The organism is uncultured Candidatus Kuenenia sp. (genome assembly GCF_900696675.1).
In the GTDB taxonomy this organism is placed as follows: domain Bacteria; phylum Planctomycetota; class Brocadiia; order Brocadiales; family Brocadiaceae; genus Kuenenia; species Kuenenia stuttgartiensis_A.
In genome coordinates this window covers 59,399-72,477 of the sequence record NZ_CAADGZ010000002.1, presented here as the reverse complement: position 1 = coordinate 72,477, position 13,079 = coordinate 59,399, and the positions used below count along the sequence as shown (strand labels likewise).

The 13,079-nt window shown below is 39.6% G+C and carries 11 protein-coding genes and 1 pseudogene; 7 read left to right on the top strand and 5 right to left on the bottom strand.

The genetic code is table 11. The features are described from left to right. Window positions 1-35: 35 nt before the first annotated feature. Genes QZT26_RS00780 through QZT26_RS00770 form a run of 3 tightly spaced genes read left to right on the top strand, consistent with a single transcriptional unit; the run spans window position 36 to window position 2,399 of the window. Window positions 36-812, top strand: coding sequence for an ABC transporter permease (locus QZT26_RS00780; protein ID WP_099325023.1), 777 nt, complete (start codon window positions 36-38; stop codon window positions 810-812). After that, on the top strand, window positions 812-1,555 hold the full coding sequence (locus QZT26_RS00775; protein WP_205713356.1) for an ABC transporter ATP-binding protein: 744 nt from the start codon (window positions 812-814) through the stop codon (window positions 1,553-1,555). Before QZT26_RS00780 ends, QZT26_RS00775 begins: the two co-directional genes overlap by 1 nt. A 22-nt stretch (window positions 1,556-1,577) precedes the next feature. Continuing rightward, complete coding sequence (locus QZT26_RS00770; RefSeq protein ID WP_099325025.1) at window positions 1,578-2,399, top strand: MlaD family protein; 822 nt, start codon at window positions 1,578-1,580, stop codon at window positions 2,397-2,399. 338 nt (window positions 2,400-2,737) lie between these two features. Here QZT26_RS00770 and QZT26_RS00765 read toward each other — a convergent pair. The 4 genes and pseudogenes from QZT26_RS00765 to QZT26_RS00750 form a co-directional block, all read right to left on the bottom strand. Beyond that, a pseudogene (locus QZT26_RS00765) lies at window positions 2,738-3,211 on the bottom strand (hypothetical protein); the annotation flags it as partial. A 94-nt stretch (window positions 3,212-3,305) separates the two neighbouring features. Continuing rightward, entirely contained in the window at window positions 3,306-4,010 is a 705-nt protein-coding gene (locus tag QZT26_RS00760) for a PRC-barrel domain-containing protein (protein ID WP_295100036.1), read from the bottom strand. 464 nt (window positions 4,011-4,474) lie between these two features. After that, window positions 4,475-5,101 (bottom strand): HAD family phosphatase, encoded by a 627-nt coding sequence (locus QZT26_RS00755; protein WP_295100034.1) that lies wholly within the window; start codon window positions 5,099-5,101, stop codon window positions 4,475-4,477. Between the two features lie 22 nt (window positions 5,102-5,123). Continuing rightward, a complete protein-coding gene (locus tag QZT26_RS00750) occupies window positions 5,124-5,453 on the bottom strand; it encodes an alpha amylase C-terminal domain-containing protein (RefSeq protein ID WP_099325030.1) in 330 nt (109 codons plus the stop codon). A gap of 117 nt (window positions 5,454-5,570) precedes the next feature. On the opposite strand from QZT26_RS00750, the gene QZT26_RS00745 reads away from it, so the two are divergent. Further along, on the top strand, window positions 5,571-5,780 hold the full coding sequence (locus QZT26_RS00745; protein ID WP_295100032.1) for a hypothetical protein: 210 nt from the start codon (window positions 5,571-5,573) through the stop codon (window positions 5,778-5,780). On the opposite strand, the gene QZT26_RS00740 is transcribed toward QZT26_RS00745, so the two are convergent. Further along, complete coding sequence (locus QZT26_RS00740; protein WP_295100031.1) at window positions 5,749-7,356, bottom strand: AMP-binding protein; 1,608 nt, start codon at window positions 7,354-7,356, stop codon at window positions 5,749-5,751. The two genes, QZT26_RS00745 and QZT26_RS00740, sit on opposite strands and share 32 nt — an antisense overlap. 432 nt (window positions 7,357-7,788) lie before the next feature. On the opposite strand from QZT26_RS00740, the gene QZT26_RS00735 reads away from it, so the two are divergent. The 3 genes from QZT26_RS00735 (at window position 7,789) to QZT26_RS00725 (ending at window position 13,013) form a co-directional block, all read left to right on the top strand. Beyond that, window positions 7,789-10,332 (top strand): helicase C-terminal domain-containing protein, encoded by a 2,544-nt coding sequence (locus QZT26_RS00735; protein WP_295100030.1) that lies wholly within the window; start codon window positions 7,789-7,791, stop codon window positions 10,330-10,332. Between the two features lie 5 nt (window positions 10,333-10,337). Beyond that, the gene (locus QZT26_RS00730) at window positions 10,338-11,231 is read left to right on the top strand and encodes a complex I NDUFA9 subunit family protein (protein ID WP_099325033.1); all 894 of its coding nucleotides are present in this window, start codon (window positions 10,338-10,340) and stop codon (window positions 11,229-11,231) included. Window positions 11,232-12,053: 822 nt separating this feature from the next. After that, a complete protein-coding gene (locus tag QZT26_RS00725) occupies window positions 12,054-13,013 on the top strand; it encodes a tetratricopeptide repeat protein (RefSeq protein ID WP_099325034.1) in 960 nt (319 codons plus the stop codon). The last annotated feature ends 66 nt before the right edge of the window (window positions 13,014-13,079 follow it).

Sequence of the window (13,079 nt, the reverse complement as noted above, 5' to 3'; positions counted from 1 at the left end):
CGATCTATTACCCTACGCTTCTCATACTTTTATAAATGAACATTCTCATATCCATAGACCATACAGTTAAAAAGTTTCTCCTTTCAATGGGACAGGTAACGTTGCTGGCCTTCAAAGGGTTTTGGGGCATTTTTTTGCCGCCTTTTAATCCGAAGCTGCTACTGAAGGAAATTGACAATTTCGGCGCCGGTTCATTTCTGCTTGTGAATATCATTGCCTTGTTTACCGGCATGGTCATGTCGCTCCAGACAATTTACGGATTGCGCATGTATGGGGCAGAGATGTATGTGGGAAGCGTTGTTTCCCTTTCCATTGTGAGGGAACTAGGTCCGGTTCTCACCTCTATTATGGTGGGAGCACGTATCGGCTCAGGCATTGCGGCAGAAATCGGCTCGATGCAGGTAACAGAGCAAATTGACGCCATGCGGGCTTTAGGAGCAAGCCCCATCAAAAAACTGGTATCTCCAAAAATATTCGCCGGATTGATTACGCTGCCCCTCCTTACGGTCACAGCGGATTTCATTGGTATTTTTGGCGGACTCATAATTGCAACCTTTGAATTGGATATAGACCATATTTTCTATATTAATTCTATTTTAACCACCATTACCATTTCTGATTTCATTAGCGGCATTGGCAAAACAGTCTTTTTTGGACTGCTTATTGCCGTTATCGGCTGTTATTTCGGGCTTAAAACATCAGGGGGTACCACCGGCGTGGGGCGTTCCACCACTATTTCTGTGGTAACAATCTCGATTTCCATCCTAATTGCAGATTTCTTCCTCACAAAATTGTTTCTTATGATCTTCTGATGAAAAAACCCATAATTGAAATTAAACATGTCTATAAATCATTTAACAATCATCCGGTTCTGAATGATATAAATCTTTCCGTACAGGAAGGGGAAATCATATCGCTCCTTGGCGCAAGCGGAACGGGGAAAAGTGTTCTTTTGAAAGGACTTATCGGCTTAATAAAGCCGGATAAGGGCGATATCTTTGTTATGGGTAAAAATGTTGCACAAATGAATGAAGATGCATTAATTAAATTACGGGTTCATGTGGGAATGCTGTTTCAGGGTGCAGCATTGTTTGACTCATTAACCGTATTTGAAAATATTGCCTATCCGCTACGGGAACACCTTAGTCTTTCAGAAGTAGAAATAAGGTCACGCGTTTCAGAAAAATTACAACTGGTAGGCCTTAAAGGCATTGAGGCAAAAATGCCGGAAGAATTGAGCGGAGGCATGAAAAAGAGGGTAGGCCTGGCAAGGGCTATCGCCACTGACCCGGATATTATTTTATATGATGAGCCCACTACAGGTTTAGACCCCATTAATGCGCAGCGCATTAATGATCTCATTATGGAATTACAGAAAAAACTTGGCATTACCACTATCGTTGTAACCCATGATCTCCATTGTGTGAAAACGATATCAGACCGCATCGCAATGCTTCATGAGGGAAAAATCATTTTTGTTGGAACATGGCAGGAAATAACATCCTGCCCATTAAATGAAGTAAAGGACTTTATCAGCGGCAATATCTGTTTGTAAAAGTGTTACAAAAGGAGAAAGTATGCGTAAAGAACACGTTGCAGAATTACGGGCGGGAATTTTTACTATTATTACGTTGATATGTCTTAGCATAGCGCTGTTTATTCTTGGTTCACAAAAAGGATATTTCAGACCCCATGTTACACTGAAGGCACGGTTCCTCCATGTCTATGGACTGCAAAAGGGCGTTCCGGTGCGTTTTATGGGGGTAACGGTAGGCCAGGTTAGAAACATCATACTCCCGGAGGAGTCGCCATGCAATGAGATTGAAGTAGTGATGCAAGTAGATAAAGCCGTCCAGAAAAATATCCTGACAGATTCCGTTGCCACCATAAAATGGCTCAGTTATGTTACAGGTGATTCATACGTGGAAATCTCTTCGAAAGACTGTACCGGACATATTATAAAGGATGGAGATACCATTAAGGGCGCTGAACCAATGGACTATACCTCCGCCATTGAAAATGGAACCATTGCTATAAAATCTATCGCTCGGTTCTTTAACAAACTGGATGAAGGGAAATTCGCGGAAACCTTAATCAGCGTATCGCTGTCGTTGAATGAAAGCATTACCCAATTCAGGGAGAGTACAGGGCTTTTAAATGCATTAATTTATGACGTACGTGGAAGGCTCCTCATGGATAATTTAATTACCGCCTCTGACTCGTTTAATGAAATTATTGCAAAAGTAGCGGAGGGCGAGGGCACACTTGGGGCATTAATTGCAGACCCGGAATTGTACGACAATATGAAAAGTCTTTTGGGAGGTGCAGAAAGAAGCCGTATCCTGCGAAATGTCATCCGGAAGAGTATTGAAAAGGGGAAAACAAATACCACTCAATAACAATTTTTGATGTACGATTTTTAAATCGTACATCTAATGCCGTAAATGTTCATGCTGGAAATAAAAATACAGAATACGAAACAAATCCGAATAATAAAACATAAAATTCAAAACAAATCTAAAACACACTTATCTGCGTGCGATCAAGCACAGGCAGGCAACAACTTGTCTCTAAGCTCCTCGACACCCTACGGTGCGTCTCCGATGATACCATTCGGTATGTTCATGCTGCTTCAGATATGCTCCCTTGGCGCCCAACTGCGGCAGCCGATTAATCATATCCAGCACAAGGTGAAATCTTTCGAGATCATTTAAAACAATCATGTCCATGCATGTTTTTATTGTTGGTACGGTGGTACGTCAACCGATGCACCAGCCAGGGGTAGCCGTTTCTCAAGGAACTTTAAATGATCGGGGTACTCTGAATCCACCAGCAGTGGGATCTGGTGGGATCGAAAGGTGCCCTCAATTTGAAGTCCATCGACGACTTTAGGGCCAGTCCAGCCTTTGGGTGAATTGAGGACGATCATTGGCCATCGTGGACGAGTAGTGTCGTTCTTCTTCCGTGCATTATCTTGGATTTGCCGAATACTTTCGATGACCTGTTCCAAAGTACTGGCCATGAGTTGGTGCATCTCTTCCGGCTCATCACCTTCCACAAAGTAAGGTGTCCATCCGCAGCCTCTCAAAAATTGCTCTAATTCCTCTGACTCTATGCGGGCAAGTACGGTTGGGTTAGCTATTTTATAGCCGTTAAGATGCAGGATCGGTAGTACTACTCCATCGTTGATCGGATTGAGAAATTTGTTGGAGTGCCATGCTGTTGACGGTCATCTCAATATCTTTCTTCGTCTATAGTTAAAGTTTACTTACGCGTTTGCTTCAACGGGAACGCTCGTTGACAGCCTATTCATCAACCCAATATCCCTGGCGATTGTAATATTGATGCAGTACTGTCTCATAATCTCGAGTCAGTAGAGACTCCTCTGTATATTCCGGTGACTGCTTGATGGTCTCACGAGAAAGATTGACAAATACTTTCGACTTATCCCAACTAATGCGCCCGATCCATTGCGGTGAAATCAGCACCTTTTTCCCAGACCACCATTTCTGTGTATCGATGATTAGATAACGAATAACCCACATCTCGTCATCGATAATAAAATCATTGACATAGCCAATCTCGTCGTCTGAAGCCTGGATGCGATAGCTGCTCACCTCGCGAGTGCTGCGCAAATGAGGATCCCACTCTTCCGTATCTTGATAAGAGTCCAGCATGTGTGGGCCGCCAAAATGCGGCGGAAATCCATAATATGCGCGGTAGGTTTCCTCGAATTGTCGCGAGACTGGCTTGTCACTGTTCAAGGATGGGCTGCCCTCGATCTGCTTTTTGGTTAAATCAATGGTGATGTATTGCTCTTTTTCATTCACGGCGCCAAACGCATACGGAGAAATTAACACCTCTCTGCCCGTAAGCCAGTTTCCCGTGTCGGCCACCAGATAGCGAATGACCCAGTACTGATCATCAAAGTAAAATTCTTCGACTTTCCCTATTTCCCCGTCAAGGCCGCGCAATGTATAACCTTTTAGTGTTTTACCTTTGTATAGCATAGTCGTATTCCTTTCGTACTTTAAGTTTCGTTTTATTCGCTGTTGCCACCCGGCTGACAGCGTATTTGAGAAATCGGTTTCACTGCGATCTGCACTGGCGACAACACTCCTATTGCACCGGTGGCGGCGGCTCCGCTATGGTGGGCGGGCACACCGAAAACGGATCGAGACGAGAGATTTATTTCGCCGCATAGTCCGAATTCCTTTTTTCATTGGAGCCAATCTATCAGGAAACCTGATGCTGGCCTGGCATCATAGGATTCAGGAATGAGACTACCTTTCTGGTTTCCTGCTGAGTCGCTGAAGGTTAAATTCGTACCTGGTAAACCGATACGGGCAATGTTTCCATGAAAACTTCGTTCCAGCGATTCACCTGTCTGATACAATGCAAACTTGATGCTCGATGAGCCACCATTGATCGTCAGCACGCCAGCGTGAATCCGATTTGCGGATAAACAGGTTTGTCATTCTGCAACCTCCAATCCAAACGAAGCCAGCTTCGCGCATGTAGAACTGTAATCCGTATGAAGAACACTTCGAATCCCCAAACTTTCTGCAACCTCGACGAACATGGGGGTGTTTTCGATATAGACTACCTGCCGGGCTGGCGTCTGGGCAATATCCAGCGCAAGCCGAAAGATGTCAGTGTCTGGCTTACGGACATGGACGAAGCAGGAGGAAATAAAAAAATCCACGAACCCATCAAGCTTGAACGTTCGAATTCGGTACGCATTCAGTTCCCGTGCTTCGTTGCTGACAACGACAATCTTCAATCCACATCGTGCCTTAAGCCGGCGGACCAAGTCAATCATTTTGGGATACGGCTTCGACTGGGCGAACATGAATTTCCGAAACTGCGCCGGAGTAAACGGCCGCTCCTTGTAAAACATCACCCGATCTAGATATTCTTCCAGCGTGAGTTTTCCCTCCTCGTAGGTTTCGACAGTTAGATGATGTCGGTCATTCATCTCGGCCAACTCCAGCTTGAAATTTATCGCCGCCCGTTTACGAGCATGATGGTCCCATCCGTTAGTGAGCAAAACGCCGCCAATATCCAGGAACAATATTGTAATTGAACTGCCCTTTTTCATTTAGTCTCTCTCAGGTTGATTCTTATTCAGCCTGCGAAAAAATTACCACCGTGTATGGCCCTATACTGATTTTGCCGGAGCAAGGCAGCCCCTCGATTATTTCCTCCTGAGCCTCGACATCAGGGGTTGGATAATTTGTAAAATTAGGGCCGTAGTTATATGCGTCACTGTTAAATCGAGTCTTCCACAATCCGGCACGCGGAAAACCTATGACATAACACTCGCGGTTTTGATTCGCCATATTCACTACCACAACAACAACGTTATCTGTTGGATATTGTTTGTCCCAGTGATGGAAAGCGATGGTCTTTATCCTGGAACCAGCGATCTTCCCGCAACTCCAGCGCTTCAAAAATCATCGGGATACCTGCCAAAGTAAGAACACGTGCACTTCCTAACGTAGAGCGTTTCTTGGAAAACCAGCTATCCACCTTACCTGGCCATATCGCCCTTATAGTTGGACAATATTTTGCCGGACATTTCTTGCCGTAACAGTAATTATATAATAGTGACTACAAAAACGGCAATAAATATAAAAGAGAAAGGAAAAGGAACCTGGTTAGGAGAGTTAGGAAGAATAGAAATAATTAGTGGTGGAGCGCTGGCGGCGGGAGAAGGTAGAGTAGTTGCTGGCACGGCAGCTATCATCACTGTGGGAGCCGTGACTGGTTATCATTAGAATTTGTTTCGGGTTTCGTGTTTTGTACTTCGGATTTCACCTTTAAAGGTACTACTTGCTGCAATGCCAATTGCTTTAACGTTTTGTAATCAACCTTTCCTGTGGAAAGCAAGGGAATGGCATCTATGTGGAGATAGTGATCTGGCTGTGAAAGCTTTATAATGCCATGTTTATCAAGTGCAGCGTTCAACGAAAGTTTATCAGGGTTTGGGTGGACAACGAATGCCACGATCTGTTCGCCCTTTTGTGCATGCGGGATGTTTACTACGGCGCAGTTTCTTTTTTCTCCCTCTGTTATTTCATCCAAAATGCAGGATAATTTATCCTCAATGGAGGAAAGGGACACCATTTCTCCGCCAATCTTGGCGAATCTTTTCAGACGATCGGTAATGTATAAAAAGCCGTTGTCAAATTTCCCGATGTCGCCTGTTATGTAATATCCTTCGTGAAAGGCACATTCCGTCAGTTCCGGGGAGTTATAATACCCTTCCATGAAATTAGGACCCTGCACAAGAATTAAGCCTTCCTCTCCCTGGGGTACTTCACAATACGTTTCAACATCTACAATTTTACAATTAATATTTGGCAAGAGTTTTCCCACGCTTCCATGCCGGAAATCATACGCCTTATTCGCGCTGATGCAGGCGCAGCTCTCCGTAGTGCCATACGCTTCATATATAGGGATACCAAACTTTTCCTGAAATTTTTCCCTTACTGCACTGTTTAATTTTTCCGCTCCGGCATACGCCAGACGTATAGTGGAGGTCTGTTCTTTGTGCCATTTTTTCACAAAACCACGATACAGAGTGCTCGTACCCAGCACGATAGTAACCTTTTTATCATGTACGATCCTCCCCAGCTTTTCATATTCCGTAGGGTTTGGATGGAATACCACGCCAAGTCCCTTTAATAATGGCAACCATAAACATACGACAAAGCCAAATACATGAAAAAAAGGCATAGCACCTAAAAAGACATCTTCGGGAATAGGATCAAATATGGTAGAAATGTTTTGTATGGTTGTATAGACATTTTGGTTTGTCAGTGGCACGCCTTTCGGATGGGATTCTGACCCGGAGGTAAAAAGTATAACCGCATTTTTCTTCGGTAGATCGCAAGCTGAAAATTCCTGAATAAGAGAATCTTTCGATCTGAATTTACATGCAAGGTACGTCAGTATTTTTTTTTTCTTTGAAATGTTGTTTTTTATGTCCTCGATAAAAATCATTCTTTTGTCGAAAGGTATGCCCGCTTTTTCAATAAAAACCTTCGAGGTCAGTATAGAGCGTACGTCGCATATTTTCAAAACGTAATCCTGCTCTTCTTTGCTCGCAACGAAATTCAATCCTACAGGGACCTTTACGGCAAAGGCTGTCGCTATATTTGCCAATGCGCCTCCGATTGAAGGGGGGAATACAACGGCAATATTTTCACCTTCCATGTCGCGAATATATTTTGACAAAAGAATGCCGCCTGTAAGGGTCTGCCCGAAGGTAAGTGATATCCCAAACGAATCAAAGAAAACAGTTTTATTAAAATTATTTTTTGCTGTGGTTATAAAACTTTTTAAAATCATTAATATTCCTTTTAGATTTACGATTTTGGATTTACGAAGCACGATTTAAAATAGTACTTCGTACTCCATTCTCGTTCCCAGGTCGGAACCTGGGAACGAGAGGAAAGTTTTGTTCATATTTTAATGTTTCTATAATTGGAGTCAATTATTTAATCAGTTTATACTCAATAGTCTTACAATTGTAACGAAGCAATCGCTTCTTCCTGCAAATCTGGGATTCCTAAGCTTATATAGCCAGAACCAAACAGGCACAAAGCACGAAATACTAAACAAATTCTAATCACCGAAGGCCTAACTAGATAGATTACGCTGAATAGTTATAAATATTTTGCCAAAAAGCGCAAAGAAATTACCGATGAGGTACTAAACATTAAATATATTGTATCTGTTTTTCGTTGTTTATTCTAAATACTTGATTTATATTTTCAACATATGAATACCACAAAATGGTTTGCAAAAGACTTTATTATACAGAACACACTGTCCGCAATAAAAGACGCTATTTCCAATGCAGGGGGTAATGAGGTCTTTTTAATCGGGAAGCCTGATGAGAATTATATGATAGCCGATATCGAAGTGTATGCTATGGGAAATAAAAATGCTGTGCCTGCCATTCTTCGGGATGTGAAGCATGACGAGGTTATTATCCATAATCATCCTAACGGAAATCTTACCCCTTCTGAAGAGGATATTGAAGTTGCTTCTGAAATGGGTTCCCTCGGCGCAGGATTTTACATTATCAATAATGAGGTAGAATATTTATACCCTGTGGTGAAAATTGCGAAAGAACATCCTTATGAAAAACTGGATTGTGTGGTGTTGTCGAATTTATTACGCCCTGGCGGAATATTGTCTGTTACTATCCCTGGCTACGAATACAGGGAATCGCAGGTAGATATGCTTACATCGGTATCAGATGCCTTCAATAATGACACAGTTGCAACAATTGAAGCAGGCACCGGAACGGGAAAATCACTGGCATACCTCCTTCCTGCAATATTCTGGAGCGTGAAAAATAAGGAAAGAGTGGTTATCTCCACAAATACAATAAACCTGCAGGAACAGTTGATGTACAAGGATATCCCTACATTAAAGATAGAAAATATTCCCGACTTTAAAAGCGTCCTTGTTAAGGGAAGAAACAATTATATTTGTTTAAGGAAAGCACATAACTTGCAGTTTGAAGGCGATATGCTTGTTGAGGAAAGGGAAAAAAAACAATTAATACATATACTGTCATGGGCGGAAAAAACAAGGGATGGAAGCAAAGCAGACCTGAACTTTCTTGTTAATGACAATGTCTGGGAAATGGTTCAGTCTGAAGCAGACCAATGTACACGGTTAAAGTGTAATTTTTATAATAAATGTTTTTTTTATTCTGCAAGGCGGAATGCGGCAAGTGCAGATATCCTTGTGATAAACCACCATCTTTTGATGGCGGATTTGGTCTTAAGGAAAGAAACCAGGGGTTATGATTCAACTGCCATACTGCCGCCATTTAAGAGGATTATAATAGATGAAGCGCATAATCTGGAGTCGGTCGCAACCTCTAATATAGGCTTGTCTTTCTCCAGAATGCGGATTTTAAAACCTTTGGGTAAGCTTGTTAATCAAAAGGATAACAAAAAGGGGCTTTTGCCATTTCTTAAAAATAAAATTAAAGATGTTGATTTTCAATGTAACAAGGATATTACGGTAGATATTACAGAAGGAATTTATCCTCAATTACTCGACATGCGGATAGAAATTTACACGTGTGTTACCAATACTTTTTCTGATATTTTTGAGTCTGTAAACAGCTATATTAATAATAAATTTTTAGAAAACGGAGTAGAACTCAAACTAAGAATAACTGACGAACTGCTCTCTACACCGTTGTGGTCAGATAGTATTGAAAAAAAAATACGGCATCTTTGCACGGAAATACATAACTTCGTAATTTTATTAAATAAGTTAATTGCTGCCATTGAAAGACTTGATAAAGAGTCCCGGGATATATTGTCGTCTCTGTTCATAGACATAACATCATGTAAAACTCGTCTTAATACTGCAAAAAATGATCTCTTTTCTTTTATACGTTCTGAAGAAAATCTATGCAGATGGATTGAATTAAGAAGATACAACGATAATTTCTTTATAAAATTCTGCAATGCACCAATAGATATTTCAAATGCCTTAAAGGCATACCTGTTTGATAATTACCGGACAATTATATTAACCTCTGCAACATTAACCATAGATAACACATTCACTTTTTACCAAAAAAATACGGGACTTCATTTACTTCCGGAAAAAAGGATTACGGAACTGATTCTTAGCTCTCCCTTTGATTATAAATCTCAATCTATGATATGTATACCAACAGACATCTCTGACCCTGATGACTCATATTATAAAAAAGATTTAGTAGAAAATTTAAGCAAACTGATCGCCATCACTGATGGACGTTCACTTGTATTATTTACATCATACCGGCTCCTTAATGATATATTTGATATGCTGAAACCGTATTTTACCGGGCAAGGCTATACCTGTTTAAAGCAGGGAGAAGACAACAGACACAACTTACTGGAAACATTTAAAAATGACAAAACATCAATATTATTCGCCACCGATAGTTTTTGGGAAGGCATTGATGTAAAAGGGGATGCGCTGGAGTGTGTTATTATTACCCGTCTGCCTTTTAAAGTACCAAATGAACCAATTATTGAAGCAAGGACAGAGGCTATTGAGATGAAAGGGGGCAACTCATTTTATGATTATTCCCTGCCAGTTGCTGTGTTAAAATTAAAACAAGGATTTGGAAGACTGATAAGAAGCAAGGAAGACAGAGGCGTGGTATTTATATTTGATAGACGTATCGCTACAAAAAGTTATGGTAAAGTATTTATTAAATCACTCCCGAAGGCAAAATGCATAAAGAAAAACACGGAACACGTGTTTAAAGAGTTGGAGAATTTTTTTAAGAGGAGGTAAATATTATGAAAATCTTTTTGACGGGCAGCACTGGTTTTGTCGGAAAACAGTTATTAAACAAACTCATTGAAAATAAATATAAAGTAAAATGCCTGGTAAGAAAAGGCTCTGAACATAAATTGGGACAATATATCAACCAGATAGAAGTTGTAAACGGAGATATTACAGATCCGCCTTGTCTTAAAAACGCTATAGCTGATTGTGAAGCAGTAATTAATATTGTTGGTATTATCAGGGAAATACCGGGAAAAGGGGTTACTTTTGAAAAACTTCACTATGAAGGTACGCACAACCTCATAAGAGAAGCGAAAAAACAAGGTGTTGACAGATTTATACAAATGAGCGCTTTAGGGGCAAAGCAGGAAGGAAAGACGCTGTATCAACAAACAAAATTCCTGGCGGAAGAGTGTATAAGGAAAAGCGGGCTTAATTATACTATTTTCCGTCCATCTATCATATTTGGTAAGGAAGATAAGTTCGTTAACACATTTGCAGGTATGCTAAAAATTCAGCAGTTTATCCCCGTAATCGGAGATGGTAAATATAAACTGCAACCGGTAGCCGTTGAAAATGTCGTTGCCGCGTTTGTTGACTCGATAGAAAGAAGAGACACGTTTGGAAAATCGTATGAAGTAGGAGGACCAGAAAAAATTGAATTTAATGACATTATTAATATTATCGGAAAGGTACTTTGTTTACCTCCCTATAAAATTCATATTCCAGTCTGGATTATGAACACTTTGGCTGAAATGTTTGATTGGATACCTGCCTTTCCCGTAACAAAAGATCAAATAACAATGTTGCTGGAAGGAAATACCTGCGATGAAAAACCCTTTTTAGACCATTTTAAAATAAACCCTATATATTTTAAGGAAGGTATTTCAAGATACCTTTTCTGAACTGGCATAGCCAAGCCATAACCAAACAAGAAATGCGAAAGGGGAACTACATATTGCACAGATTTAAAAAAAGGCACTAATTAAAATGAGATTTAAAAAAAATAAAGTGTTATCAAAAACTCTAATTTATGGTGTAAATTTATTGTTTATTAATATGTAGATAATTTACACCCAAACGATATCTTTTTATTTTTAAGTTTAATATATAATTTTTATATGTAGGTAAAACACAGGTATTTTACAATAAAAAAAAGGATATAAGTCTTTATTTTATAAATGTTTATTGAAAAATAACACATATTTTAACAATCAACATAATAAGATTACGGTTTATTTTAAATAGATAATTATATAATAAATACCATAAGAATAATTGTTTTTAAAAAGATGGGGACAGAACCTTAGACGGGTAAAAAGAGGTTTAAAATATAGATTTTAACGTTAAAATTCAAAAGAGTGATAATTAACCCTGTCATGGTTGTTTCAACATCGCATGGAGGTTTGAGATGGAGTGTTTTTATATTGGTTTAAATATTTCAATTTTGCCTATTTAAAGCAAATGATCTCTTATAAGTAGCAGGTATTGCATCACTACAAGCGCGATACCCTGCATCTCCAGAGTCTTTTTTCTATCCCGTGAATTTTTCAAAAAGCTAAAATGTTACCAATCATTGGATTTCACCGACACCGTTCATTTTAACCCACCTGAATGAAGAATCACATAAAAAGATAACGTTGAATAAATAGCTAATTACAAATATAATAAATTCCGTCTTAAATTTATCTGGAGTTTTACTCTTTTAAAAGAGAAGGGGTGTTTGTGTGAATTTTCTTCGTTTTTTCAAATCAACCGCAACGTATTATTTGCCGGCAATACTTTTAGCCGGTGCTTTTCAATATTCTTTAGTTTATGCATCCTCCGTAAAAGACCAAATGCCTTACCGGAGTAACATGGCCCACGAACAATATTTACAAGGTGTAGAATATGCAAAATACGGACTACATAATGAAGCAATTGAATTATTCAGGAAATCACTCGCGACAGACCCGGATAATATTGATACCTGTATTAGTCTTGGCGAAGTGTATGCAGATAAAAGAATGGATAGTGAGGCAATAGAGCTATTTCAAAAAGTCCTGAAAATAAACCCCAATCAACCACAAGCATATTTTAAAATTGGTACCGTATATTTTGATATGGAAGAATATGAACCTGCCATTGAATATCTTAAGAAAACGATTGAAATGAATCCTGATTATAAGGTTGCATATTCTTTGTTGGGTATTTCATACGCGAAAAGCGGCAAATATGACGAAGCAGTTAAGGTGCTTAAAAAACGCATTGAACTGGACCCCAATCTGGCGATAACCTATTCTAATCTGGGACTGGTCTATACAATGAAAGGATCAAATAAGGAAGCATTGGTGGAATATAATAAGGCTTTGGGAATTAATCCTTATCATGAAGAAACATTATTTAATATTGCCTTTCTGTATGAAAACATGGGGCAGATTGATGAAGCGCTCGCATATTATAACAAAACCGTTGAATGCAACTCCGGTAATGCAAAGGCACAATACAATTTAGGGTTAAATTATCTAAAGAAAAAACAATATGACGAGGCAATTAATGCCTTTGAAATTTCACTTATGGCAAATCCGGACAATATCGAAGCATATAATAATTTAGGCAATGTTTATGCGGCAAAAGGGATGGAAGAAAAAGCAAAAAATTATTTTTCTTTGTACAATAAACAATTAAAGCTGCAACAAAAGAAATAATTAAAGAAGGTATCGTTCCTAATAGATGTAGTGACGAAGCATTGACCGTTCGGGTATGAATTTATT